Annotated in this window: 30 protein-coding genes; 18 read left to right on the top strand and 12 right to left on the bottom strand. The window is 55.4% G+C overall.

All coding sequences use genetic code 11. From position 1 onward, the window contains the following. Positions 1-19: 19 nt before the first annotated feature. Together MWU39_RS00155 and MWU39_RS00160 are read right to left on the bottom strand one after the other, a co-directional pair. Positions 20-976, bottom strand: a complete 957-nt coding sequence (locus MWU39_RS00155) for a sterol desaturase family protein (RefSeq protein WP_247157960.1) — start codon at positions 974-976, stop codon at positions 20-22. Next, positions 969-1,385: a hypothetical protein gene (locus MWU39_RS00160; protein ID WP_247157961.1), complete on the bottom strand. Its 417-nt coding sequence runs from the start codon at positions 1,383-1,385 to the stop codon at positions 969-971. The genes MWU39_RS00155 and MWU39_RS00160 overlap by 8 nt, the downstream gene beginning before the upstream one ends. A gap of 62 nt (positions 1,386-1,447) precedes the next feature. Here MWU39_RS00160 and MWU39_RS00165 point away from each other — a divergent pair, with 62 nt between their 5' ends. Continuing rightward, positions 1,448-2,890: an amidohydrolase gene (locus MWU39_RS00165; protein ID WP_247157962.1), complete on the top strand. Its 1,443-nt coding sequence runs from the start codon at positions 1,448-1,450 to the stop codon at positions 2,888-2,890. A gap of 2 nt (positions 2,891-2,892) precedes the next feature. On the opposite strand, the gene MWU39_RS00170 is transcribed toward MWU39_RS00165, so the two are convergent. Beyond that, the gene (locus tag MWU39_RS00170) at positions 2,893-3,324 is read right to left on the bottom strand and encodes a TIGR01244 family sulfur transferase (protein WP_247157963.1); all 432 of its coding nucleotides are present in this window, start codon (positions 3,322-3,324) and stop codon (positions 2,893-2,895) included. A 286-nt stretch (positions 3,325-3,610) separates the two neighbouring features. On the opposite strand from MWU39_RS00170, the gene MWU39_RS14505 reads away from it, so the two are divergent. The 7 genes from MWU39_RS14505 to MWU39_RS00210 all read left to right on the top strand — a co-directional run bounded on the left by MWU39_RS14505 (position 3,611) and on the right by MWU39_RS00210 (position 10,551). Continuing rightward, positions 3,611-4,399, top strand: coding sequence for a cold-shock protein (locus tag MWU39_RS14505; RefSeq protein WP_281501037.1), 789 nt, complete (start codon positions 3,611-3,613; stop codon positions 4,397-4,399). A 124-nt stretch (positions 4,400-4,523) separates the two neighbouring features. Beyond that, complete coding sequence (locus MWU39_RS00185) at positions 4,524-5,723, top strand: aspartate aminotransferase family protein (protein ID WP_247157964.1); 1,200 nt, start codon at positions 4,524-4,526, stop codon at positions 5,721-5,723. Further along, positions 5,723-6,655 (top strand): ornithine carbamoyltransferase, encoded by a 933-nt coding sequence (argF, locus tag MWU39_RS00190; RefSeq protein ID WP_247157965.1) that lies wholly within the window; start codon positions 5,723-5,725, stop codon positions 6,653-6,655. The genes MWU39_RS00185 and argF overlap by 1 nt, the downstream gene beginning before the upstream one ends. A gap of 70 nt (positions 6,656-6,725) precedes the next feature. After that, entirely contained in the window at positions 6,726-7,616 is an 891-nt protein-coding gene (locus MWU39_RS00195; RefSeq protein WP_247157966.1) for an Hsp33 family molecular chaperone HslO, read from the top strand. 84 nt (positions 7,617-7,700) lie between these two features. Continuing rightward, positions 7,701-8,114: a hypothetical protein gene (locus tag MWU39_RS00200; protein ID WP_247157967.1), complete on the top strand. Its 414-nt coding sequence runs from the start codon at positions 7,701-7,703 to the stop codon at positions 8,112-8,114. A 35-nt stretch (positions 8,115-8,149) separates the two neighbouring features. Then, positions 8,150-8,839: a 7-cyano-7-deazaguanine synthase QueC gene (queC, locus tag MWU39_RS00205; protein ID WP_247157968.1), complete on the top strand. Its 690-nt coding sequence runs from the start codon at positions 8,150-8,152 to the stop codon at positions 8,837-8,839. A gap of 53 nt (positions 8,840-8,892) precedes the next feature. Beyond that, on the top strand, positions 8,893-10,551 hold the full coding sequence (locus MWU39_RS00210) for an MFS transporter (RefSeq protein WP_247157969.1): 1,659 nt from the start codon (positions 8,893-8,895) through the stop codon (positions 10,549-10,551). 426 nt (positions 10,552-10,977) lie between these two features. On the opposite strand, the gene MWU39_RS00215 is transcribed toward MWU39_RS00210, so the two are convergent. From MWU39_RS00215 to MWU39_RS00230, 4 genes are all read right to left on the bottom strand, one after another. Continuing rightward, complete coding sequence (locus MWU39_RS00215; protein WP_247157970.1) at positions 10,978-12,093, bottom strand: OmpA family protein; 1,116 nt, start codon at positions 12,091-12,093, stop codon at positions 10,978-10,980. A 184-nt stretch (positions 12,094-12,277) separates the two neighbouring features. Next, on the bottom strand, positions 12,278-12,619 hold the full coding sequence (locus MWU39_RS00220) for a DUF2793 domain-containing protein (protein WP_348646357.1): 342 nt from the start codon (positions 12,617-12,619) through the stop codon (positions 12,278-12,280). Further along, the gene (locus MWU39_RS00225) at positions 12,507-13,019 is read right to left on the bottom strand and encodes a terminase family protein (RefSeq protein ID WP_348646390.1); all 513 of its coding nucleotides are present in this window, start codon (positions 13,017-13,019) and stop codon (positions 12,507-12,509) included. The genes MWU39_RS00220 and MWU39_RS00225 overlap by 113 nt, the downstream gene beginning before the upstream one ends. A gap of 104 nt (positions 13,020-13,123) precedes the next feature. After that, on the bottom strand, positions 13,124-13,600 hold the full coding sequence (locus tag MWU39_RS00230; RefSeq protein WP_247157972.1) for a hypothetical protein: 477 nt from the start codon (positions 13,598-13,600) through the stop codon (positions 13,124-13,126). Between the two features lie 245 nt (positions 13,601-13,845). On the opposite strand from MWU39_RS00230, the gene MWU39_RS00235 reads away from it, so the two are divergent. Further along, positions 13,846-14,463 (top strand): DedA family protein, encoded by a 618-nt coding sequence (locus tag MWU39_RS00235; RefSeq protein ID WP_247160267.1) that lies wholly within the window; start codon positions 13,846-13,848, stop codon positions 14,461-14,463. A 33-nt stretch (positions 14,464-14,496) separates the two neighbouring features. Here MWU39_RS00235 and MWU39_RS00240 read toward each other — a convergent pair whose 3' ends face one another. Genes MWU39_RS00240 through MWU39_RS00250 form a run of 3 tightly spaced genes read right to left on the bottom strand, consistent with a single transcriptional unit; the run spans position 14,497 to position 17,516 of the window. Then, positions 14,497-15,969: a hypothetical protein gene (locus MWU39_RS00240; protein ID WP_247157973.1), complete on the bottom strand. Its 1,473-nt coding sequence runs from the start codon at positions 15,967-15,969 to the stop codon at positions 14,497-14,499. A 51-nt stretch (positions 15,970-16,020) separates the two neighbouring features. Continuing rightward, entirely contained in the window at positions 16,021-17,259 is a 1,239-nt protein-coding gene (locus tag MWU39_RS00245) for an aminotransferase class I/II-fold pyridoxal phosphate-dependent enzyme (protein WP_247157974.1), read from the bottom strand. A 14-nt stretch (positions 17,260-17,273) separates the two neighbouring features. Then, positions 17,274-17,516 (bottom strand): acyl carrier protein, encoded by a 243-nt coding sequence (locus tag MWU39_RS00250; RefSeq protein WP_247157975.1) that lies wholly within the window; start codon positions 17,514-17,516, stop codon positions 17,274-17,276. A gap of 145 nt (positions 17,517-17,661) precedes the next feature. Here MWU39_RS00250 and MWU39_RS00255 point away from each other — a divergent pair, with 145 nt between their 5' ends. Next, positions 17,662-18,225 carry a Pycsar system effector family protein gene (locus tag MWU39_RS00255; protein WP_247157976.1) on the top strand — a complete coding sequence of 188 codons (564 nt, stop codon included), beginning with the start codon at positions 17,662-17,664 and terminating at the stop codon, positions 18,223-18,225. Here MWU39_RS00255 and MWU39_RS00260 read toward each other — a convergent pair. Next, positions 18,222-18,590 (bottom strand): response regulator, encoded by a 369-nt coding sequence (locus MWU39_RS00260; RefSeq protein WP_247157977.1) that lies wholly within the window; start codon positions 18,588-18,590, stop codon positions 18,222-18,224. The genes MWU39_RS00255 and MWU39_RS00260 overlap by 4 nt on opposite strands. A 65-nt stretch (positions 18,591-18,655) precedes the next feature. Here MWU39_RS00260 and MWU39_RS00265 point away from each other — a divergent pair, with 65 nt between their 5' ends. The 5 genes from MWU39_RS00265 to MWU39_RS00285 are packed head-to-tail and all read left to right on the top strand — an operon-like array spanning position 18,656 to position 21,888. Continuing rightward, positions 18,656-18,934 carry a DUF3572 domain-containing protein gene (locus tag MWU39_RS00265; protein WP_247157978.1) on the top strand — a complete coding sequence of 93 codons (279 nt, stop codon included), beginning with the start codon at positions 18,656-18,658 and terminating at the stop codon, positions 18,932-18,934. Beyond that, positions 18,931-19,560: an HAD family hydrolase gene (locus MWU39_RS00270; protein WP_247157979.1), complete on the top strand. Its 630-nt coding sequence runs from the start codon at positions 18,931-18,933 to the stop codon at positions 19,558-19,560. Before MWU39_RS00265 ends, MWU39_RS00270 begins: the two co-directional genes overlap by 4 nt. Further along, positions 19,557-20,039: a RidA family protein gene (locus MWU39_RS00275; protein ID WP_247157980.1), complete on the top strand. Its 483-nt coding sequence runs from the start codon at positions 19,557-19,559 to the stop codon at positions 20,037-20,039. The genes MWU39_RS00270 and MWU39_RS00275 overlap by 4 nt, the downstream gene beginning before the upstream one ends. 26 nt (positions 20,040-20,065) lie before the next feature. Beyond that, positions 20,066-20,737, top strand: coding sequence for a glycerophosphodiester phosphodiesterase family protein (locus MWU39_RS00280; RefSeq protein ID WP_281501039.1), 672 nt, complete (start codon positions 20,066-20,068; stop codon positions 20,735-20,737). Continuing rightward, positions 20,734-21,888, top strand: coding sequence for a GNAT family N-acetyltransferase (locus tag MWU39_RS00285; RefSeq protein WP_247157982.1), 1,155 nt, complete (start codon positions 20,734-20,736; stop codon positions 21,886-21,888). Before MWU39_RS00280 ends, MWU39_RS00285 begins: the two co-directional genes overlap by 4 nt. Here the strand turns inward: MWU39_RS00285 and MWU39_RS00290 are convergent. Then, positions 21,885-22,214 carry a hypothetical protein gene (locus MWU39_RS00290; protein ID WP_247157983.1) on the bottom strand — a complete coding sequence of 110 codons (330 nt, stop codon included), beginning with the start codon at positions 22,212-22,214 and terminating at the stop codon, positions 21,885-21,887. The genes MWU39_RS00285 and MWU39_RS00290 overlap by 4 nt on opposite strands. Before the next feature lie 315 nt (positions 22,215-22,529). Here MWU39_RS00290 and dksA point away from each other — a divergent pair, with 315 nt between their 5' ends. The 3 genes from dksA to MWU39_RS00305 all read left to right on the top strand — a co-directional run bounded on the left by dksA (position 22,530) and on the right by MWU39_RS00305 (position 25,152). Beyond that, positions 22,530-22,988 (top strand): RNA polymerase-binding protein DksA, encoded by a 459-nt coding sequence (dksA, locus tag MWU39_RS00295; RefSeq protein ID WP_247157984.1) that lies wholly within the window; start codon positions 22,530-22,532, stop codon positions 22,986-22,988. A gap of 246 nt (positions 22,989-23,234) precedes the next feature. After that, the gene (locus MWU39_RS00300) at positions 23,235-23,612 is read left to right on the top strand and encodes a PilZ domain-containing protein (RefSeq protein ID WP_247157985.1); all 378 of its coding nucleotides are present in this window, start codon (positions 23,235-23,237) and stop codon (positions 23,610-23,612) included. Positions 23,613-23,682: 70 nt separating this feature from the next. Beyond that, a complete protein-coding gene (locus tag MWU39_RS00305) occupies positions 23,683-25,152 on the top strand; it encodes an ABC transporter substrate-binding protein (RefSeq protein WP_247157986.1) in 1,470 nt (489 codons plus the stop codon). Positions 25,153-25,169: the final 17 nt, after the last annotated feature.

Below are 25,169 nucleotides of genomic sequence, written 5' to 3' on the forward strand. Positions count from 1 at the left end.
CTCCTCTTGAGAGACAGGACTACGCAGCTTCGCCTTGGCTTTCAATCGGGTTTCTCGAAGCAACTGGTTTTACAGCGTCGCTTTGGCCGGTTCTGGCGCGCCAGCGTTCGCGGATCGTGTCGGAGGTTTCGCGCGAGCCATCATGGCTCCAGCCGGGAGGACGCAGCAAATAGGACAGCTTATGCTTCCACGGGCTGCGCCAAATGTCGGTGATCATTCCGATCCACTCGTGGAACACGGCCCACAGCAGGTTGAAACTGCCTAGCTGTTTGATGATGCCATACCGGATTTTCTCATCATCGCGTTCGGCCTCGAACGTGCCGAACATCTTGTCCCAGATAATAAACACGCCAGCGTAGTTGCGATCGAGATAGCGTGGGTTGGTCGCGTGGTGCACGCGGTGATGGCTCGGCGTGTTCATTACGGCTTCAAACCAGCGCGGCATCCTATCGATGGCTTCGGTGTGGATCCAGAATTGGTAGATCAGATTGAAGCCGCCGACGATGGCGATCATGGCCGGGTGAAAGCCAAGCAGCACCAATGGCAGGGCAAAGAGCAATCCGAACGTGAATGATCCGGTCCACGACTGCCTGAGCGCGGTTGATAGGTTGTAATGCTGGCTGGAATGGTGGTTCACATGGCTTGCCCACATCCATCGGATCCGGTGCCCCGCACGGTGAACCCAATAATATTTGAGGTCATCAAGAATAAAGACAAGCGGCCATGCCCACCAAACGATCCACCATTCAGGACCGAGGTCAAACAGGCGATATTCGTAAGCAGCGATAAACACATAAAGGGCAAAACCGCCGAACAAAGCGCCCGCGACTGTCGAGCCCAGTCCGAACGCCAAGCTTACCAATGTGTCCATCGGCTCATATTTCTCGGGTGCGCGGAACCTCGCCCACAGCATTTCAGCCAGGACGGCGACTACGAAGAGAGGCACGGCAAATTGGGTGGGGGAGAATTCAGGCATCGTCTGTGCTGTTTAGCCGATTGATCGCTTCTGCCCAAGGCGCAGAGTTTGCGAGCGTTAGGTCAACGTCGCCAAAGCGCGCCTCCCCAGTGGAAACGGTGATTCTCTCGTCTGAAATTGAAGCCATTGCATCGGGCGTGAGGATGCGGCCCGCAAACTGATTGCCATGCGGCTTTATGACCATGATCCGCCCCGACGAATCTTTCAGCAACGCGCCCGCTCCGCTTGCATCCAAGGCGACTGCGACCGCCTCATACCCGTCCTCCACTTCGGCGGCGGCGCGCCGTGCCTCGGCCTCATCGCAGAATGCCGTCTCGCCCCCGAGCCGGAGCAGTTTGGCTAATCCGGTTATGGCAAGAATTGCGATCAATGAACCAGCGAAGATCAGGATTTGCGGATGAATTTCCATGTTCATCCGGGATTGGCATGAGCTGCGCTTTGCGGCAAGCATGGCCGCAACAGGAGATTGCCATGAAATTGCCTTTCACCACGCTCACCGCCGCTGCGTCTGCCACGCTTCTTGTTTCGGCTGCACCGCTGGCTGCCGACGATCACGCAGTCGATCCGACTGCCTTCGTCGAGGCCGATGCAAAGCGGACCGAGCGTGTGGCTCAGCAGCTCTGGGAATTGGCGGAGCTCGGATACCTCGAGACCCAAACAACGGCATTGTTGCAAAGCGAGCTGTCCGGAGAAGGTTTCCGCATTGAGCAAGGCATTGCCGATATTCCGACAGCCTTTCTGGCCGAATGGGGTGAAGGCGGGCCGGTCATCGCGATTATGGCGGAAATGGATGCGCTGCCCGGTATCAACCAGTCTGCCTCGCCTTTGCGGGAAATAATCGAAGGCAAGAATGCGGGCCATGCCTGCGGGCACAACCTGTTTGGCGCCGGATCGCTGGTCGCCGCCATCGCCGTAAAAAAATGGCTGGAGGAAACAGGCACACCGGGCCGTATTCGGTTTTACGGCACGCCAGCCGAGGAAGGCGGGTCAGGCAAAGTCTATATGACCCGCGCTGGCATGTTCGATGATGTCGATGTGGCGATCCATTGGCATGCCGGCGATGAAAACAGCGCGGCGGCGCAAACGAGCCTCGCCAACCGTTCCGCCAAGTTCCGTTTCAAAGGGATTTCTGCTCACGCGGCCGGCGCACCGGAACGCGGGCGCAGCGCGCTCGATGGGGCTGAGGCCATGAACATGATGGCGAACATGCTGCACGAGCATATGCCGCAGGATGCGCGGATGCACTATGTGATCACTTCGGGCGGTAACGCTCCGAATGTCGTTCCTGATTTTGCCGAGGTTTTCTATTACGTCCGCCATCCCGATCCCGATGGAGTTGAAGAGATTTGGGCGCGGCTTGAGAATGCTGCACGCGGCGCCGCTACGGGAACTGGCACCGAAGTCGAATGGGAAGTAATCCACGGCAACAATCCACTTTTGGTCAACGAAACATTGGCCAAAGTGATGGACCAAAAGCTTCGGCAGGTCGGCGGCGTAGAATACACCGATGAAGAGCGCGCCTGGGCGGAGCAGTTGCAAGAATCGCTCGGCGATGCGGCAAAGCCTCTCGCAAGTGCGGGTGAAATCGGTGAATACGAAAAGAGCCTGGGATACGGATCTACTGATGTCGGTGATGTATCATGGGCGACTCCAACGGTAGGCGTCCGTACGGCCACTTGGGTGCCAGGAACGAGCGCGCATAGCTGGCAAGCGGTTGCAGCGAGCGGGCACTCAATAGGACATAAGGGGACACAAGTCGCCGCGAAGTCGATGTCCTTGATGGCTGTGGAGCTGTTCACCAACCCCGAACTGCGCGCGGCCGCTCGGGCCGAATTCGATGCGGCTCGCGGCGAGGACTATGAGTACCGCTCTCTGCTCGGCGACCGCGCACCGCCGCTCGATTACCGTAAGTAGAGTTAGCGCGCGGCGAGCATGTCGATCATCGGACGGATCGGGCTGATGTCATAACCAGCCTGCATGGCCGCTGCGGCGATTTCATCGGGATTGCCGCCGTTTTTCGCTTGGGCAAGCGACCATAGGAATGTCGAGCGGGTGCCCGAGCGGCAATAGGCGAGCACTTTCGCATCATCGCTAGCAAGCGCTGCGACCATCTCGTCGACTTGCGGTTCACTGAACCCGGAATGGCCGATGGGAATTTCTAAATAGGCGATGCCTGACTGTTCAGCTGCCGCAGCAATCTCGCTCCCTTGCGGCGCACTTGGATCTTCACCATCTGGCCGATTGTTGATGATCAGGGTGAAGCCGTCATCCTTGGCGGCCGCGACATCGGGAAGCTCAATTTGCGCGCTGGCGAATACCGAATCGGTTAGTTTGCGAAATTCGTTCATGGAATGATGGCCTCATCTGATTTCGGTTCGAACTACGCTGCGCAGCAATCGAATTCAATTTCGCATTTTGGCGTGATCATCATAAATTCCGTGCGAAAATGTCATAATTATGCGCGATAGAGGCTCTGCAAGTTAAAACATTCGCAAAGCAGGGCTTTGTGCGCTATGACACGCTTAAGAGGGCTGTTCCGATCCATCGGATTATTGCCCGCGTTCGGTACGGATTACTGTCCTCGCTATCGGCGTTTTGAAGGTTTGGGCAGTGTGACAAGGTACGTACGGAATTATGGGTTACGATAGAGGACGTCGGCGCGGCAAGGACAAGCGCGACGGATTCGGCGAGGACAGCTTTGATCCTTTTGGCGGCGGCATGGATGGATATTCCCCGCCGAGCGATTTCGGCAATGACCGTGGCGGCGACCGTTTTGGCGGCGGCGATCGCGGTGGCGACCGTTATAGCGGCGGCGATCGCGGCGGACCTCGCGGTGGCGGTGGTTTCGGCGGCGCAGATCGCGGTGGCCCACGTGGCGGCGGCGGTGATCGCGGCGGCGGCGGTGGTGGCGGTGGTTTCAACCGCATGCCAGCGCAGGTCGTTGGTACCGGCAAAGGCACCGTGAAATTCTTCAATAGTCAAAAAGGCTTCGGCTTTATCGCTCAGGAAACTGGCGGCGAAGATGTGTTTGTTCATATCAGTGCAGTCGAGCGGGCTGGTCTTGAAGGCTTGGCCGAAGGTCAGGAGCTTGAATTCAACCTCGTCGATCGCGGCGGAAAAGTTTCGGCTCAAGATCTGCAGATTGTCGGCGATGTTATCGCAGCGCCTAAAGCCGATGCAGGCCCACCGAAGCGTGAGCTTACCGGTGAAAAAGCGACAGGAACGGTCAAATTCTTCAATTCGATGAAGGGCTTTGGCTTCCTCGTGCGTGATGATGGCCAACCAGACGCGTTTGTGCATATCAGCGCGGTCGAACGTTCGGGCCTTACGGAAATTGCCGAAGGTGAACGGTTTGAATTTGACCTTGAGGTGGATCGACGCGGAAAGCATTCTGCGGTCAATCTTTCGCCTGTTCAGGAGTAAACCTCCTAAAACTTGTCAGGCCGTTTGACCCAGCGAACGAGCGGCCTTATCTCAATCCAGATGGCGGCTCATTTATGGGCCGCCATTTGTTTTTGCACTCGATTTCGGAATTGGGAATCACCGTATGTCCATTACCCCGCTTATGCCTGTTTACCCGCGCTGCGGCGTTCGTCCGGTCCGCGGCGAGCACTGCCATTTGATTGATGAAGATGGCACCCGTTATCTCGATTTCGCGAGTGGTATCGCGGTGAACTTACTCGGCCATTCACACGAAGGCCTGATTGGCGCAGTGCAAAAACAGGCGGAAACGCTGATGCATGTGTCTAATCTTTACGGCAGCCCTCAGGGTGAGAAGCTGGCCCAACAATTGGTCGATAACACCTTTGCCGACACGGTGTTCTTCACCAATTCGGGTGCGGAAGCAGTTGAAACAGCGATCAAGTGCGCGCGCGCTTATCACCAAAATGCAGGTGACGAAGGCGATGCAAACCGGTTTGAGATCATCACCTTCACCAATGCCTTTCACGGTCGGACGATGGCGACGATCAGCGCTTCGAATCAGACCAAGATGCACCATGGCTTCTCGCCATTGTTGGAAGGGTTCAAATACGCTGAGTTTGACGATCTTGAAGCCGCGAAAGCGCTGATCGGGCCGAACACAGCCGGCTTTCTGGTTGAGCCAATTCAGGGTGAAGGCGGTATCCGCCCAGCGTCCGATGAATTCATGAAAGGCCTTCGCGCGCTGGCAGACGAGCATGATCTGATGCTCGTGCTGGACGAAGTGCAATGCGGCGTCGCGCGGACTGGCAAGATGTACGCGCATGAGCACTATGGGATTGATCCCGACATTCTTGCGAGCGCTAAGGGTCTCGGCGGGGGCTTTCCAATAGGTGCGTGCCTCGCAACGGAGAAAGCGGCGCGCGGGATGACCTTCGGCACACATGGCTCGACTTACGGCGGGAATCCGCTCGGGATGGCTGCGGGCAGCGCGGTAATGGACGCAGTGGCAAATGATGAATTTCTCGCCGAAGTCACCGACAAAGGCGAACGCATCCGCTCGCGTCTCGAACAGTTTATCGGGAATTATCCTGAACTGTTTGAATTGGTGCGCGGTAAGGGCCTGATGCTTGGCATCAAGATGAAGGTCGAAAGCCGCCCGTTCTTTGTCCATCTCCGCGATAACCACCAGTTGCTTACGGTGGCTGCGGGCGATCAGACCTTACGTGTGATACCGCCATTGGTGATCGGTGATGCTGAGATCGACGAGTTCTTTGAAAAACTCTCGGCCGGTGCGGCGAGCTTCAAGGTGCCTGAATCAGCATAATGGCCTATCAGCACTTCCTGGATTTAGGCGACGCAGGTCCTGATGCTATCGCGGAGATGATCAATGACGCGATTGATCGCAAATCGGCGCGCGCTGGTTGGCCAAAAGGCAGGGCCGACGCTGATCGTCCGCTCGACGGACGTGTGCTGGCGCTGGTGTTTGAGAAGAATTCGACCCGAACTCGGGTAAGCTTCGACATCGCAATGCGTCAGCTAGGCGGCACGGTTCTCATTCTCGAAGCGGGGTCAAGCCAACTTGGACGGGGCGAAACCATTGCGGATACAGCGCGCGTGTTGAGCCGGATGGTCGATGCAATTATGCTGCGAACGGATGATCACGCGAAGATTGAAGAAATGGCGCGTCATGCGAGCGTGCCCGTGATCAATGGCCTTACGGACCGGTCCCATCCGTGCCAGATCGCAGCAGACCTCCTCACCGTGATCGAGCATGGCAAAGCTCTCCCGGGTCTCGAGGTCGCATGGTTGGGTGATGGCAACAATGTGCTTCACTCGATCCTAGAAGCGGCGGGATTGATGAAATTCAACGTTCGCATCGCGACACCCGCTGGATACGAACCGGAGGGCGAATTCGTCGAAATGGCGAGGGCTGGCGGGGCAATTGTCACGCTCACGCATGATGCGAAGGCTGCCGCAAGCAAAGCCGATGTCGTTGTAACCGATACGTGGATTTCGATGGGTCAGGCTGACGCTGATGAAAAGCGGGCTGCGATGGAACCGTTTCAAGTTAATTCAGAAGTGATGGCCTCGGCAAAATCTGATGCGATATTTCTGCATTGTCTTCCGGCACATGTCGGCGAAGAAGTAAGCGAGGATGTGTTCGAAAGCGATCAGTCCGTCGTCTTCGATGAAGCCGAGAACCGCATTCATGCGCAGAAGTCGGTTCTTCTCTGGAGCTTCGGCTTGCTGGGATAGCCCCGCATAAACCTCGCAGATTTCGCTGAGGGTCTTCCACAGCTGCCTGGGAGGCACCATATGCCCGGTTATGAACACGCAAACGGAAACATTCTCAGATAAAATCCTGGGGTTCACGCTGCCTGCGCGAAATGCCCGTGCTCGCATTGTGCGTCTTGATCAGGTTATCGCGGATGTACTCTCAGCACATGACTACCCTGCACCCATCACGCATTTGTTGAGTGAAGCGCTTGTACTCGCAGCTCTTATGGGAGGCTTGTTGAAGGGGGAGCAGGCACAAATGACGCTGCAGGCTCAATCGCAGACGGGCGTTGTATCCTTGCTCGTTTGTGATTTTCGCGCTGGTGATATGCGCGGCTATGCCGAGTTCGACGGGGAGCGATTGGAGGGGCTTGGTGCGAATCCATCATTGTCCGCAATGTTCGGAGATGGCTATCTCGCGATCACTTTCGAAACCGGACCGGGGCAGCGATACCAAGGTATTGTGCCGCTTGAGGGTGAGACGCTTACCGATGCGTGCGAAGCGTATTTTACTCAATCAGAACAAATCCCGACGATGATTCGCGTGGCCAGTCAGGCGGGAGCGAGCGGCTCGTTCGCGGGCGGTCTTTTGCTTCAGCACCTTGCGGATGGTGAGGAAGGCCGCGAGCGGTTGCATGTCAAAATGGACCATCCGGACTGGGAGCATGTAGCCGTGATGGCGTCGAGCATCAGCCATGATGAATTGCTCGATCCGGCACTTTCGATGGAAGGAATCGCTTGGCGTCTCTTTCACGAAGAAGAGGAGGTGCGAGTGCAGTCTGGCGCCAGCCTATCGCGCGGTTGCCGGTGCAATCAGCAATATTATGAAGGCGTCATCCGACGCTTTCCGACCGCTGAGCAGGCCGAGATGCGCAATGAACAAGGGAAGATCGTGGTGGATTGCGCGTTTTGTGCAAAGGCTTTTGAGCTACAGATTTAACAATTGGCCGCTATTCAGAAACGGCTCATCGCTCAATGGCCACTATGTGCAAGCGATCTTCCGCAAAAAGGCGATGATACACGAATGAAAAAGCGCAAACTTAATCCAGTTAGAAATGTGGCCGCTTTGCTTGGTGCAGGAGCGCTAGGTTTCGCATTGCCCGCGCTCGCGCAATCCGGTGGCCTTTCCATGCTCACTGAGCTGGTCAAAGGCGAATGGACGATCAAGTATCGTGATGGTTCGCCAGAGCGGAAGATTTGCGTTCGTAGTGGACAGGAGCTTATTCAACTCCGGCACGGCGACGGTGGGTGCAACCGCTTTGTAGTCGAAGACAGCGCTTCACGTGTTACCGTTCAATACACCTGTCCGGGCAACGGTTATGGGCGAACATCGATCCGCCGTGAAACTGGCTCGCTCGTGCAGATTGAAAGTCAGGGTATCGCATCCGGAACTCCATTTCAGCTTGCAGGTGAAGCTCGCCGAACGGGCAGCTGCTGATTGCTTAATAAGTGTATCCGGCTAAGTGACTGGCCATGAAAGACACGACTTCCAAACCAACAGCTATCGTCCTGCTCTCCGGCGGACTGGATTCTATGGTAACCGCCGCGATCGCAAAGGAACGGGGTTATGAAGTTCGAGCGCTATCGGTCGATTACGGCCAGCGGCACAAACTTGAGCTGAATTCTGCCAAGAAGATTGCAGAAAAGCTGGGTTTGGCGAGCCAAGTCGAAATCGCGCTAGATCTTCGTGCCTTTGGCGGTTCGGCTCTGACCGATTCAATTGACGTTCCGAAGTCGGGGGTCGGTGACGATATTCCTGTCACCTACGTTCCAGCACGAAACTTGGTATTCCTGGCGCTAACGACGGCATGTGCAGAAGCGGCCAATTCGCGCGATGTCTTCATCGGCGTGAACGCGCTTGATTATTCTGGTTATCCAGATTGTCGCCCAGAATTCATCGAGAGTTTCACCGAGACGGCGCGATTAGGCACAAAGTCGGGGATCGAAGGGCGCCCATTCACGATCCATGCGCCGCTCCAAAATATGACGAAAGCGGACATCGCGGCGGAGTGTGAGCGACTGAATTTGGACCCTTCGTGGAGTTGGTCTTGTTATGATCCAACCGAAGCTGGCAAGGCCTGCGGACTCTGCGATTCCTGTCGTTTACGCAAAAAGGGTTTTGCCGAAGCGGGAATAACAGATAGCACTGCATACGCAGCCTGACGCTTCCACGGCGCAAGCTCAAAAAAATAGTAGCGTGGACGAGGGGATCAATTTTGTCAGAAGCGAAGACTGTCGAGCCGGAGCAGGTCGAACAACCAGTTCCAGCTTATAGCTGGTATGCCCTAAGCGTTCTGGTCCTTATCTACGTTTTGAACTTTATTGACCGGCAAATTCTCTCGATCCTAGCCAACGATATCAAAGCGGACCTTGGCGTTGATGACGCATATCTAGGCTTCTTATATGGTACCGCATTCGCGATTTTTTATGCGTTGTTCGGGATACCGCTTGGAAAACTCGCGGACAGTTGGAAGCGCGTGAGACTTATGACCCTTGGTTTGACCTTATGGTCGGCCATGACAGCCGTTTCTGGATTTGCGAAAGATGCGGCGACTCTTACAGTTGCGCGGATCGGTGTTGGTGTAGGTGAGGCGACGGCAAGCCCTTCAGCATACTCGCTGATCTCCGATTGGTTTCCGGCTCGCTTGCGGGCAACGGCGCTCGCGATCTATTCCTCCGGCCTTTATATTGGCGGCGGCGTTTCACTCGCCATTGGCGGGCTGATTGTCGATAACTGGAATCGCACATTCCCAGATGGCGACCCATTTCTAGGTCTTGCTGGCTGGCAGGCTGCGTTTATCGCGGTCGGACTGCCTGGGCTGCTCCTCGCGGTTTGGGTTTTCACTCTTCGGGAACCGGTTCGAGGGGCAATAGATGGTCTGCCAACTGAAGAAGACCCACACCCATTCCGTGGTTTCATTCAAGAACTCTACACGGTGATTCCACCGTTCACATTTGTCGGGGCTGCCCAACGCGGTCTTGGCTCTTTTGCCATCAACATCGCGGTTTTTCTGGCTGCACAAGTGGCTGCTCACTTTATCACTGTGTGGCTCGGGTCCGGCCAAGGGATAATTATCGCAGCCCTTGGCAACTTGATTGGTTTAGAGATGCCCGCCATTTCGGACCAATGGGCCTTGTTGGCTATCGGCTATTACGCGGTCTTTTGTTGGGCGAGTGCGTTGCGCATTCGAGACTATCCGACATTTGCACTGACATGGGGCTCGCCGGCATTTCTCTGCACGATCTTAGGTTACGGCACTGTGGCCTTCATGGCCTATTCCGCATCATATTGGGGCGCGCCCTACGCAGAACGCGTCTTTGATGTGTCAAAAGCAGAGTTGGGTTTCTGGCTCGGCGGTGGAGGAGCTGCAGGCGGTTTCCTGGGGGTAATACTCGGCGGCCGCATGGCTGATTCGTTGTATCTCAAGACGCAAGGAGGGCGGATATGGGTGATCCTTTTCGGTCTGCTCAGCCCAATTCCTTTTGCTTATGTTCAATATACAACGGAGAGTTGGGCACTGTTCCTTGTGCTTAACGTGGTTGTGGGTGCATTGGCGGCGTCAGCTCTTGGCGCGGCGGCGGCGAGCAGCCAAGCCTTGGTCCTACCGCGGATGCGTGGGACGGCCACAGCAACATTTTTCCTCGCGACAACATTGGTCGGTTTGGGCCTTGGGCCATATACCGCAGGATACGTGTCGGCCCTCAATGACGGTGATTTGAGCGCCGGAGTTTTGTCGACTTTGTGGATTACACCGATCGGATTTGTGTTGCTTGTGTCAGCTCTGAAATTGGTGCCTAAGGCTAACAAGACCGTTGTTGAGCGCGCAACCGCTGCAGGTGAGCCAGTTGGAGCAAAGCAGGTCACCGCTTCATAGGAGCGTGAGTTTCCCCTAGCTGGCCGCTGGAATGAATCGGCTCCGTAGGCACTTGCGTGCACTTTGATGACCGCGATTGCCTAACCCCTTAGATCAACGAGGGCACTTCAGAGGCATTCAAGCGGTTCTCGGGATTTCGTTTTACAAAGGCTATGCTGTCTAACCGCAGGAAGTTTCTTGCGAAGGCACCGGCGTGCCCGCATCCCTCTACTTCAACCTTCGAAGAACTTTCCAAGTGAACTGAATATAAATGTTGGAGTTCGGACTGAACGGTCGTCGATCCTGCCGTTAGACTTAGAGTGGATTGCTTTCGGCGCATCATAGCGCTGCTCCCTCCAAGCTATGATTCATTTCCCGACCTTAATGGCAACAAAAAAGGGGCCGGATTTCTCCGGCCCCTTAATTCGTAGAGCGTGAAGCTCAGTCTTACATGCCCGAACCTGGACCGTAAGATACTTCAACGCGGCGGTTCTGCAGTTCGCGAACGCCATCGGCGGTTGGTACGCGTGGCTGCGATTCGCCAAACGCTTCGCTACTGATGCGAGCACCTGGGATACCACGACCGGTGAGGTAGTCGGTAACCGAAGTGTTACGACGCTCAGCCAGACCCATGTTGTAGGTCACGCTGCCTGAACGGTCGGTGTGACCGGCAAGCATAACGTTCGCCGTTCCGCAATTCGCATAAGCAGTGACAGCGTTATTAAGAACTGTCGCGGCTTCCGCAGTGATGTCTGACTGGTCGAAATCGAAGAATACGATGTACGGGCCAGTGTTGCACGGCGGTGGCGGTGGCGGTGGCGGTGGTGGCGGAGGCGGTGGTGGTGGAGGCGGTGGTGGTGGTGGTGGTGGCGGAGGCGGTGGTGGTGGTGTGTCTTCGCCGCCAAAGTTGTACGTCAGCGTACCCAGCAGCGAGTGCGAGCTAGCATCTGTATCAAGTGTGTTGCCAACCGTATCGAACAATTCGATCGATGGCGCGTTGAAATAGCGATAGCGAAGACCGGCATCCCAGCTGTCGCTGATTGGAGCACGAACGCCCGCAAGAATCTGCCAAGCCAGACCAGTGTCGGAATCATCGATCACTGGCGAAAGGTTGGAGAAATACTGCGCTTCGAAGTCAGTCCGAGCAACGCCGATACCACCGCCGAAGAATGCTTGAAGACCATCATCCGAACCAAAGTCAAAAAGACCGTTCACCATGAAGCTCAGAGCGTTGAATTCGCCGTTTGCAGCTTGCGATGTGCCAGCTGGCACTTGGTTAAGAAAACCTGGCGAAACAGTGAACGTTTCAAGGTTTGCAGTACGATAGCTGGCTTCAGCTTCAAGGCGGAAGGCACCGAAATCGTAGCCAACCAGGCCACCGAAATCTGCACCATTATCATAGTCGCCTGAATACTCTTCTGGGCTACCATTGACGTCGAATTCGATGTCTTCAACGAGCATCGGGCCACCGCCGATCTCGACATACCACTCGCCCTCACGAGCTGTGGCAGGCGCGGTAAGCGCTGTCGAAGCCATCGCCATACCTATGACGAGTTTGCGCATTTCTATATTCCCCTTTTTATAGGATTGAGGCACTGGCTGTATCTAACTTCTCGGCAAAAGGGAGGCAAGCAATCAATACACCGAAACTGTTGCAAGAATGCCGCTATAAGGTGCTCAGTGCGGAAAAATTGAAGCAAGATTGGTAATTATCGCGAAAATCGCGCCTCAACCGCACGCCTTTGACTCAAGCAGCAGCGAAAATGCCAGCGTTTCGAAGCGCTTGAATCAGGTCTTCGATTGCCGCCCTTGCTTGATTGTCAATGATTTGACCACCTGAAGGAATGTCTGGAGCAATGGCCTCGACCCAACCCGATCTGAATAACAAGAATCGGTCAGCGGTACGATCAAAGACTCGCATTCCTTCGTTGGGTTCGAAATAATTCCAACTATCTGCGATCTTGATCGCGATCTTGTTATCTTGTCCCATCCATTCCCCGGTGCCTTCGGGTGTGATCCTGAAGGTTGCGCCATTTTCGGCGTTTGTCGGTGGTTCGGATAGGCTTGCGTCGACAGCTAGCTGAAGCAACCCATCGATCATCGCAAAGCTCTGATTGACAAAGAACTCTTTCTGGGCCTGCCCGGAGAGCGTGGCTGTGTTGAGGGCCTCGAAAAGATTCCGGTTCTGCCGCCGAGAAAATCTGCGCTTGGGCACCATTGGGCCAACGAAGACGTCTTAGAGAGGCCTCGAAAATGGGTGCACGATCAGGTGGGGAGCAAGCCATGATGCCGCTTTCTCCTTCGACCATTACGGCTCGCGCTTCAGCCAAAGATGATGACACAAGAGCGACCCTCGCATTGCAATCCGTTTCCGCGATGTTGCGCACCCATTCTGAGCCAGCCCGTGTCTTCCCAAATCCGCGTCCCGCCATCACAAGCCAAACCCGCCAATCGCCAGCCGGCGGCAGTTGGGCTGGGCGGGCTGTCATACCCCAATGGTAGTCAAATTCGGCCCGTTCGGTTCCGTTCAGAGCATCGGCAATCCGGGAACGAACCTGTTTCGGCTCACAAGCCAGCCAATCCAATCCTGGTGTCACTTCGATTGGCCTGCGCGGTCTTTTTCTTCTTTGACCTTCTGCCTGATGGCTTCGACTTTCCGGTCAATCGAGGCGCGGATCTCTGCCGCGCTGACATTGCGTTGATCGGCCTGAGCGCGAACTGCGCTTTCCCTGTGTACGTTCAACAAACGGATTGCATTGGCGAAATCGTATTTGTCGGAATCGTCGGTTTGTTGGTCGCCTTCCCTAAGCCGGCGCAACACCTCCATTTCCAAATGCACATATCCTTCCCACAGAGCGGCGAGCCACTGACGGGCGAATTCGGGCTCTTCACGGCGAACTTTGTAGGCGCGGCTGGGATTGATGCCCGCTTTGCTCGCTGACTCGGAAACGTTCGAACTTTCCGCCAGATAATCGAGGAACAGGCCGCGCCAGTGACGGTTTAACTTCGCACTTTCACCTTCTTTGAGCTGTTTTTTGATCTTTGTACGCTGCCTTCCCTTGGCGGCCATAAGCAATCTCCGGACCAAGAACGAAAAAAGGCAGCACCCCGGACCGGGAGGCTGCCTGCTGGCGAATCGCTATTTTTTGACTATGCCCTTCTCTAACCAGAGAGCGTGACAATGTCAATCATAAAGTGCCAAATAGGTTAATTATTTCGTGCTTGCTCCCATGTGGTGGCTCGCCTAATCCGTCTACTTAACACCGGATAGGAACTTTTACATTGGCTTGGTTGCGCGCGCTTTACGATTGGACGATGGACAAGGCCGCGCATCCCAAGGCGGTATGGTGGCTGGCCTTTTTCTCTTTCATAGAATCTAGCTTCTTCCCGATCCCGCCGCACCCGCTTCTTGGCCTTATGTGTTTGGCAGAACCGAAAAAGGCGCTCCGATTTGCAGCGGTGGCTACAACAGCTTCGGTCGCGGGCGGCTTGTTCGGATACGGGATTGGGTACTTTCTTTACGAAGCTGTGGGTGCGTGGATCATCGGCGTATTGGGCCTGACAGAGAGCTTCCCGGTCGCGGCTTGTTATATCCGTGAGCAAGGCGCGCTTGCCGTGTTTTTCGCCGCTGGCACACCCGTACCGTTCAAATTGATGACGATCACGGCAGGCTTCATCGAAATGAACTTGCTGACCTTCACGCTGGCCGCCATCGCTGGGCGTGCTCTGATCTTTATGGTCGTGGGGATCCTCTTCCAGCTGTTCGGCGCGCCGATCAAAGCCATAATCGACAAATATCTCGGCTGGGTCACAACCGCATTCGTCGTGCTAGTGGTCGGCGGATTTGTAGCTTTCACCCAGCTCGCTGGCGGGGATGATGAAGCAGCCTCGGACAATGTTTGTGATTCTGTTACAGAGGTTCGCGGAAGTTAGGCTCAAGGTCAAAGGCTTGAGTTTCATCGGCCGTTAGAGCGCTTCCTGCGATATCTCAAACAGCTCGCCATCTCCATCAAGCAGGTAAAAGAAGGTCGAGGCGATACCTGCGCCATAGCCGACAATTGTATCAATCTGCCCTGCATCAGGCACAAAATCATTGGTTTTGTCCTCAAACACATCGGATGAATTGCGGAATCCATTGTTCAACGTCGCTGTCGGGATTGAGAATATGGATCCGTTCACATCGAAGAAGACATAAGCATCGCCAAACGCGGGATCAAAATCACTGCGGAACAGCTGCCCAGCGATAATACCTTGGCCTTCCTTTCTTCCATCTCCGACGCGGTAAACAAGGCTTGGCCCATTTACAGCTGCAGGAGGGTCAGTTCTGACTACCTCACCGCCTTCATAAAACGGCCATCCAAAGTCGAGAGGACGCCACTCTGGACGCAGGATTGTTAGCTCGTGCTCAACGCTTGAACCCTGATCAACCAAATAGGAAAAATCAGCCGCCGACGAAAAACCTCCAGGCCGCTGGATGCCATCTCCAATAATCTCTGGAAGCAAAATCATATCCGAAGGACCAGGAACGCTTGCAACTGCGTACGGGTTGAAATTTCTGAGCTGAATCAGCTTGCCATAGGCGGTCGAACCATCCTGCGCATCAGATTCTGACGGGGAGCCTACGGCGATTAGGGGTTCGCGCTGATTAATAAATGAAACGGTCGTTGGCGCGGACCATGGTTCTGCCAGCTTTGTCCAATTGAAGGCGTTTCGGTCCGGATCGAAGGCTTGCAACAATAGCCCCTCTGTCGGACTATGCGTCACCATGTAAACGCCCCTCTGATTGGGGCCGTTTGGAAAAGCAAACCCAATTGCTAGGATTTCACCTGGCAACCGAAAATCGCGAATAAATGTATCTTCGACGATTGAGTTATCAATCTGGTCAAATCTCAAAACGCGGCCTGATGCCTCGGCTATCAACAAAGTCGGCTGCCCGCCAATTTGCGCAATCGCTACCGGATCTTGGAAACCAGTCGCAACGCGCTTTACGACAATGCCTTCGCGTTCGTTGGTAACGTCAATACGGATTCCAAAGGTCCGTGATCCGCCTCCTGCCGTAAGACGAAGGTTCATTTCGTAAATGTTGTCGCCATTTGCATCGGTCGGCAGATCGAAATTCGGACTCGTGTTGAAGCGGATATTGCTGCCAGCCTCCATCACGAACTTATCAGCATCGGGCCCGGAGAATATCTCGATTGCCACTGTGCCGCCCTGAGGATCGGTTGCGGTGGCTGTGTAGAAAGGCTCTGCAGTATTTTCGGCAACGCTAACCGACGTGCTTGATGTCAGTGTAGGAGCGGTTTGTACTGGTGTCGGTGACGGCGCTGTTGAACCGCCACCGCCGCCACAAGATGTCAGCGCAAGAGCGGCAACGCACACGTAAGCGCCCAGCGCCACTCTAGAAGTTAATACAGCATGCATTGTGTTGAATGTCCCCATTTCATTGAGGAGACTAGGGGAATGCAAATTAATTTCAACAAACCATTGAAATTAGGAGCCAATAATTCCCACTGCCTTTCCCGCACGCTCAAACATATCGAGGATCATCTGCACTTCTTCGGCTGAATGTTCAGCGCAAAGCGAGCAGCGCAGCAGCGTCATGCCCGCCGGAGTTGCCGGTGGCCGCGCAAGGTTGACGTAGAGACCCTCTTTCAGCAGCGCTTCCCACATCATCGCACCCTGCTGAAGGTCTGGCATGATCACCGCGATAATCGCGCTTTGCGGTTCTTGCGTGCCAAGCTCGAAACCGAGGTCCAAGAGACCTTTGTGCAGCGTTTTTGAGTTCTCCCACAAATGCGCGCGTTTGTTTGATCCGTGCATTAGCTTACGGATCGACGTGGCTGAAGTCGCCACAACACTCGGCGGGAGGCTGGCGGTGAAGACATACGGGCGGCAGACGAGACGCATGATGTCGAATTTCGGGTGGTTGGACACGCAGAAACCGCCGACCGTCCCGACGCTCTTTGAGAATGTACCGATGATGAAATCGCAGTCGTCCATGACGCCTTGCTCTTCGGCGACGCCGCGACCATTCTCGCCGATAAAGCCCATGGAATGCGCTTCGTCGACCAGCACCATTGCACCGTACTTTTTAGAGATGGCGACCATCTCTTTAAGCGGAGCGACGTCACCCATCATCGAGTAAACGCCTTCCAGAATAACGAGTTTGCCAGCATCTTCAGGAATACGGCGGAGACGCTTCTCGAGCGCTTCGACATCGTTGTGGCGGAAAGGGACGATTTCAGCATTGCCCATCGCACAGCCATCATAAATCGACGCGTGACTATCGATGTCGAGGATCACGTAATCGCCCTTGCCAGCTATTGTCGAGATGATCCCGAGATTGGCTTGGTAACCGGTTGAGAAGACCATGGCATGGTCCATCCCGTAAAACTCTTTAAGTGCGTCTTCGCACTCTTTGTGCCCCTGGAATGTGCCATTCAATACGCGGCTGCCGGTGGTGCCGGACCCATAATCGGCCAGCGCTTGCTTACCCGCATCCAGAACATCCGGATCAAAGGTCATGCCCATGTAATTATACGTGCCGAGGAGCACCGTATCACGCCCGTTGCAAATCGCACGGGTCGGCGACAGGACCTTTTCCATCACCAGATTGTATGGGTCTTCAACACCGCTCGCGAGAAGCGTCTCGCGGGTTTGAATGATGTCGTCGAATTTCGAGAACAGATCGCCTTTGGGCGCTGTATCCGTGGTCACGTTATCAGTCATGCGCAGAGCCTTTATCAGCTATCCTGCAGTTTGTGCACTGCTGCGACGAGCTGACCGTAATTTTCAATCTCGGCCTGCTGGTTCATGCTGATGATAATATCAAACTCGTCTTCAATCTCGGCGACGAAATCCATCACAGTGAGGCTGTCAAATTCGAGGTCATTTGCGAAGGTTGTGCCTTCGGCAATATCGACGCCTTTCTTATTGAACGGCTCGATCAAAGCGCGGATGCGTGTGTCGACTTCTGCTTCGGTCATAGTGAAACGGGTGCTTTCGTTTTTCCTGCTTGCGGGAATGGTATGCCACTTGAATACGGCTGCAAAGCGGCTGTGGATGCGGCTTGTCAAGTTTTCGTGCGGCTGGCACATCAAGTCTGCGGGCTTGATTTGGGGGTAAATTGACATGGCTCAAGACGAGAGCGATGGATCAGAGCGGATTTCCGACGAGAAAATTGTGCCGAGGCAATTTTCGGCTAATGCCATCCATCTCGCGCGGACCGCACAGCTCAACACGCTCACTCTGTCGCAAATGGCCGATCAAAAAGCCAACATCCTGATCGGTGCGACTTTTGTCGTATTTTCGCTTTCGGTGACGCGCCTGCTGGGCAGCGAGATAACTTTGGCGACAGTCTGTCTCGCGCTTACTGCGTTCATTTCCTCTTTGTTCGCTGTGCTGTCAGTCCTTCCGACGACGGGCCGCATTGATCCGAAGGATGAGAGTTTCAACATCCTGTTCTTCGGGCATTTTACGGGGATGGATGAAGAGGAATGGAAACGGAAGCTGCTCACCGAATTCGAGCGAGACGAAACGGTTTACAGGGCGATGCTGCGCGACATCTACCAGAATGGGCAGGTGCTCTACGGTAAGAAATACCGTTACCTGGCCTATGCCTATCGGATATTCTTAAGCGGCCTGTTCATAACGATGATTGTGTATGCCGGAGAGTATGCCGCTTCCTTAAACTAAGCGGGCAAGAGCTCTTTCACGGCATTCATAAACGGCATGATCGATACGGGCTTGGACAAATAGCCCGAAGCGCCTGCCTTTCGAATTCGTTCCTCGTCACCCTTGGCGGCGAAAGCTGTCACGGCAAGCACCGGAATCTGCGCGAGCAGCATGTCTTGCTGCGCGGCTTCGATGAGATCGACACCAGAAATCCCTGGCAATTGGATATCCATAATGATCAGATCCGGCGTTACAGCGCGAGCTGTTTCAAGCACACTCTCACCATCGGCAACGGGCTCAACGTCAAAGCCATTGGCTTTTAAAACGTCACAAAACAATTTCCGGTTGAGGTCATTGTCCTCGACAACCATTATTCGCTTTGCCACTGCTCGCCCCGATCCGTTAAGTTACCTTCGCTTACCCCGACCAAGAGGCCTTCACAATCCCGCATATGGACGAGTCTTTGCCCGAACCTACTTCATTGTCAGCAAGCACTCTTGCGCTGGCCGTTCTTGGCTGGGTGTTGGAGAATGATGATCGTGCGGAACGTTTCTTGAGCCTGACGGGTTTGACCCCTGACGCCCTGCGCGCCGGTTTGGACGATCCGTCTATCTTGGCCGCACCACTCGATTTTCTTGCCAACCACGAACCCGATCTGATCCGCGCTGCCGAAGCATTGGCTGTAACACCGGAAGAACTGATCGCCGCCCGCCAGGAGCTATCCCGATGAGCCGCCCGCTAATTATCTCCGATTGTGACGAAGTGCTGTTGCACATGGTCGTACCGTTCAAAGAATGGCTTGAAGAAAGTCAGGGTATCAATTTCAACCTAGATGGCGCCAATTTCGGTGAGGCTTTGCGTTGGCAGAAAAGCGGCACTCTGCTCGAAGCGAACGAAGTCTGGCGGATGCTGGGTGGATTTTTCGACACAGAGATGAGCAGGCAGACGCCAATTGCAGGCGCTGTGGAATCGATCAACGCTCTGGCCGAACATGCTGACATTGTGATCTTGACCAACCTGGTCGATAAACGCCGCGATATGCGCGCCGAGCAGCTTGCTGATCACGGCATTCAAGCGCCCGTTTACACCAATCAGGGGCCCAAAGGCCCGGCCTTGCAAAAAATTGTCGAAGAGCTCGCGCCAAGCCGTGCGTTCTTTATCGACGATCTGCCGCAGCACCACCATTCGGTTTCCGAGATCACGCCTGATGTGGTCCGTCTGCATATGTGCGGGGAGCCATTGGTCGCGGGCGCTATAGATTGCGCTCACAAAGCGGGTCACGCTGATGCGCGGATCGACGTGTGGTCGCAGGCCTTGCCTTGGTTGATGAACAAATTGGAGGAGACACCCGCATGAGTATTGAATCGTGTTTGGCTGAACTCGGCATCACTTTGCCAGAGGCTGCTGCTCCTGTTGCGAGTTATCAGCCGGTGGTGGTGCATAGCGGATTTGCCCATGTTTCGGGCCAGTTACCTTTCATCGATGGCGAGCTGGCAACGGGCCGTTTGGGCGAAGATGTTGATCTTGATGGCGGAATGGCCGCAGCGCGCGCATGCGGGCTCATGATCCTAGCTCAACTGAAGGCAGCAGGCTTGCTGGAGAGGGTCGAACGGGTCGTCAAGCTAGGCGCCTTTGTCAGTTCGACAGCCGATTTCACCGACCAACCTAAAGTCGCCAATGGTGCTTCGGATTTGATGTTCGAAGTGTTTGGCGAAAAAGGGCGTCATTCGCGCGCAGCTGTCGGCGTGCCAGTCTTACCGCTCGGCGCTGCTGTCGAAGTCGATGCAGTCATCGCCGTATCTGAAGTGAGGATTGCCGCATCCTTGGCTGGCTGACGAAATGGGAGTATGCTCATCGCGGTTTGCATGGGAAGGGCGTGCCCGAGAACTCTCTAGCCGCCGCTGAAGCCGCTATTGCGGCAGGCATGGGCATTGAGTGCGATATTCAACGCAGCGCTGATGATGTCGCAATGGTGTTCCACGATTGGGATGTCGAGCGATTGACCGGCGCGGCGGGTGCGACGGGCGCTTTGAGCGCTGAGGAGCTTCATCAGTTGCAGTACTCCGGTAGCGACCAGCGCCCGGCGACCTTGCGCGAATTGCTCAGTCTGATTGAAGGATGTGCGCCGCTGCTGATCGAGATCAAGTCAAAGCCCGGGTATGGTGTCGAGCGTAGCTGCGAAATTGTGGCTCAAGATCTCGCCTCATATTCGGGCGATGTGGCGATAATGAGCTTCGATCCGCGAGCTGCTGCTTGGGTGCGAGAGCATTCCCCTGATACGTGCTGCGGCTTGGTGATGCGCGAGGATGAGCATGGTTACACCCAGACCGCTGCGGAACGGTGGGAGGCGTTTGAGTATGCTCAGCCTGATTTCCTCGCCTATCACATCGCAGCGCTGCCAAATGACTGGGTCGAAGGTCTTCGCGCCGACGGGTTGCCAATCTTGAGCTGGACCGTGAATTCTCCGGAAACGCGTCAGCGGGGCTTGTTACATGTCGATGCGTTGGTGAGCGAAGGTGCCGGCTTGCCGTGAGCGACACCGATCCTCCCAACAGCGAACTCACCGTCCGTCTCGCGCCATCTGTTGGCTCGTTTGGACGTGAGGAATGGAACGCGCTGGATAAGACGGGCAATCCGTTCGTGAGCCATGAATTCCTGACTGCAATGGAGGACTCCGGAAGCGTGGGCGAGGGGACCGGCTGGGACCCCGTGCCGATTGTGATCACGGATGATGCGGGCCAGCTACTCGCCGCCATGCCAAGTTATGCGAAGGGGCACAGCCAAGGTGAATATGTGTTCGACCATTCATGGGCCGATGCACTGCACCGCGCTGGTGGTCAATATTATCCAAAGCTCCAGATTGCCGCACCGTTTACGCCTGCCAGCGGCCCGCGCCTCTTGCTATCGGACGATGCGCTCGCGCCGCATCTGTTGAAAGGTGCGGAGGCAGTCTGCCTCCAGAACAACCTTTCATCGGCTCACGCGACTTTCATTGATCCCGCTCAGGTGCAGCTCTTCGAAGCGGGCGATTGGCTGATCCGCAACGATATCCAGTTCCACTGGCTCAATCGTGACTATGACAGCTTTGATGGTTTCCTCGGCGCGCTGACATCGCGCAAACGCAAGGATTTGCGTAAGGAACGGGCCAAAGCGGTCGAGGGTTTGCGGATCGAACGCTTGCAAGGCGGCGATATCAAGCCGGAGCATTGGGACGCCTTCTGGATATTCTATCAGGACACTGGCGCGCGCAAATGGGGCACGCCTTACCTAACGCGTGAAGCCTTTACTCTGCTTGGCGAGCGAATGGGCGATCAAATGATCCTGATCCTCGCGTTTGACGGGGACACACCGATTGCTGGTGCTCTGAATTTTATCGGGTCAGAGGCGCTGTACGGACGGTACTGGGGATGCACGCAGGATGTGCGATTTTTGCACTTCGAACTGTGCTATTATCAGGCGATCGATATCGCCATTGAATTGGGCCTGCCGCGCGTCGAGGCGGGTGCGCAAGGCGGGCATAAACTGGCCCGCGGATATGAGCCAGTGCAGACGCATTCAGCCCATTGGCTAGCCGATCCCGGTTTCCGAGCAGCGGTATCGGGCTTTCTCGAGCGAGAGCGCGAAGGTATCGCGACCGATCAGCTTTATCTGGACGATCGAACGCCCTTTAAAACCAAGAATTAGGCTGCTTTGCGGCGCTCTTCGCTAAGCCATTGGCGAGCGCGACGTTGAGCTTCGGCGATTTCGCGGGCGGTCATTTCATCGGACACATCTGCACGGCACCAGCCAGCTTCTTCATGACCGCGCGATGCGGCGATATTGAACCATTTGTGCGCTTCGACCAGATCGCAGGTCACGCCATTGCTACCAGTGGAAAATGCAACGCCCAAGTCAAACAGTGCAGCGTTGTCTCCGTTCGACGCAGCAGCAAGACACTTTGCAACAACCATATCGACTTCGGCGCTATGGGCTGTTTCAAACTCGCCCCCGTTAAGCGGTGTCAGTTTCATTTTCTAATTCCCCGTTACTGTTTCGATCCACCCCCTCGCGGATCGGGCAAACACAGAAGTCGCGGAACATGGTCAACAAATGGTTAACGCGCTTAAAGCTTTTACATAATCGTGGCTTACCCACTCAGGCAGGATGCGGCGAAAACTCCAATCCACCGATTGCAGACATTCTCTTTTCAAAGCGACTTGTGCCGTAAGGTCGCGTTGCCTATAGGCGCGCCAAGCAACGAGTTGCTGGGGTAAGAGATGCTCTGAAGAAATTCAGGCGTTTTGATGGGACAGTCTCGCGGGAAGTGATTGGGATAAGAGGATCACATGGCCACGGCGGTGTCTAAAGAAACTGAAGTTTTGGAAAATGCGAAGTCGATGTTCGCGGCGGATTATACGCCGAGCGAGAAAGAAGACTATATGTGCGAAAAGCACAAAGCGTATTTTCGGATGCTCTTGATCGAATGGAAACTTTCGATCCGGGATGCGGCTGACCAAACGCTGCAATCGCTCGCGGACGGACCGATCCGAGAGGCTGACCTCAATGATCGCGCCTCCAGTGAAACCGATTGGGGCATTGAGCTGCGCACGCGTGATCGTCAGCGCAAACTCGTTTCCAAGATTGAATCTGCTCTTCACCGGATCGATGACGGTGAATACGGGTACTGCGAAGTAACTGGCGATCCGATCGGCCTGAAACGCTTGATGGCGCGTCCGGTCGCAACGATGACAGTCGAAGCGCAAGAAGCGCATGAGCGGCGCGAGAAAGTCTCCCGCGACACTTAGCAGAACTGAGGGAACATCCCTCTGCAGATGCGCTCGGAATAGACCGCGAACCGTTTTACCTACGACCCCGGTTCGTCTCAGATTGGGACGCACATAGCTTCTCTGTGTCCGCCGCGTACAAATTTTACGAAGCATTTACCTCAAAATCATAGCCAACATGCACGCGGTGCACGTAGTCCCTTTGCAATTCAGGGCGCGTAAGCCGCAGGTGGATTAACTTTGAAGCGCCAAGGAGGCGACCCGAATATGTCAGCTGTTGAAACAAGGACGGTGAGCCGTGACAGTCTATTTCTGCTCGCCAGCATCCGTGTGGAGCAGGATGATGAAGTGCACAAAGTGCGCGTGCGTAATCTCTCTGATGGCGGCATGATGGGCGAAGGCAATATTCGCGTTAAGCGCGGCAATCGCCTGCAGATCGAACTGCGCAATATCGGCAAAGTCGAAGGCAGCGTAGCGTGGGTCCAAGATAATCGTTTCGGCATTGCATTCGATGAAGAAATAGATTCGCAGTCTGCAAGGAAGCCTGCCAGCGAGGCGGATCCCCTTACAAAGCCGAAAAGCGAGAATTCGTGGGCACACCGGGCACCGCCGACACCTACACCTCAGTCGCTTCGCAAAGTCTGACATTCAACATTGCTGATTGTGGCGCTGTGAAGCGCTGACCTTCACGCTGCAAGCTGCTAGGCATCGCAGCGTGAAGAGATTCTCCGTCCTATTTGCGCTGTGCTGGGCGCTTGCCGCGTGCGGACCCTCCAATGGCTCCGGCCCCGTTGCCGTGGCTATTGTCGGCGAGCCGGAAAGCCTTTTTCAACAAGGGGTTCGCCTTTCGCCAGCAGCTCAGCATGTGAGAGCTGCATCGTTCGAGGGGCTCGTATCTCTCGATCCCGCCGGACAGATTGTCCCCGCCCTCGCAGAGCGCTGGATCGTTACCGAAGATGGCCGCAGCTACATTTTCCGATTGCGGAACTCATCTTGGCCGGATGGCGAAGATATAACGGCTCGCGATATCCGTGTTTTGCTGCGTGATACGATCGCGCGGCTTGAGGGTACGTCGCTCGATCTGGACTTGGCAAAAGTCGTCGAAATTAGAGCCATGACCGGTCGTGTCGTAGAGGTGCGCCTTTCCAGCCCGATGCCCGAATTTCTGCGCTTACTTGCGCAGCCCGAGCTTGGCTTGGTCAAGAACGGCGGCGGAGCAGGTCCGATGATTGCTTCGCGCGATGAAGAGGCTCCAATTGTCACGCTAAACGCTCTGCCACCAGAAGCGCGCGGTTTTCCGGCTCGTCAGAACTGGGAGGAGCTGGCCCGGCCGCTCACCGTGCGAGCATTGCCTGCTGAAGCTGCTGTAGAGGCATTCACAAATGGCGATATCGATTTGCTGCTGAACGGCAGGCTTTCAAGCTTCCCTTTGGCGCAGCTAGGACCTTTGTCCCGAGGGGCAATTCAGGTTGATCCATCGCTGGGCCTGTTCGGGCTGGCTATTCGCAATGACAGCGGCTTGCTAAGCGATCCGTCTCGGCGTGAGGCGCTGTCCATGGCGCTTGATCGCAATGCCCTTATTGAGCCGTTCGGGCTTGGTGGCTGGCAGCCAACGACTTGGATCGTTCCCCCTATTTTGTTTGCGACACCTGCCTATCCGGAATCTCGGTGGTCGAACCTGTCCATCGAAGAGCGTCAGAATATGGCGGCTACAAGGATCAGAGGGTGGGAAAGCTCTAGCGGTCAAGACGCTGTAATTCGCGTCGGAATGCCTTCTGGCCCGGGCAGTGATTTGTTGTTCGAACAATTGAATGATGCGTGGTCTGCGATCGGCGTTAATGCTGTGAAAGTTGCCCCGGGTGCCGGAGCCGACGTTGAGTTGCGCGACCGTTTGGCACGATATTCCTCTCCCCGTTGGTTCTTAAATCAGTTCAACTGCGAGTTGGAAATCGGCCTTTGCTCATCCGAGGCGGACGCATTGGTCCGCGAATCTCTGACGCAATCTGATCTCGCGGCCAAGCAGCAACTTCTCGCCGAAGCTCACGCAGAATTGGTCGCGCAGGAGGTTTTTATTCCGCTTGGTGCTCCGGTTCGTTGGGCCTTGGTGCGGGGCGCTATTGGGTCTTATCAAGCCAACCAATGGGGCCTCCACCCCTTGTTCCCGCTGTCTCAACCCACCACATAGGAGGCGTAAGGAGATCG

Origin of the sequence: Erythrobacter sp. F6033 (assembly GCF_023016005.1) — a bacterium.
Classification (GTDB): domain Bacteria; phylum Pseudomonadota; class Alphaproteobacteria; order Sphingomonadales; family Sphingomonadaceae; genus Erythrobacter.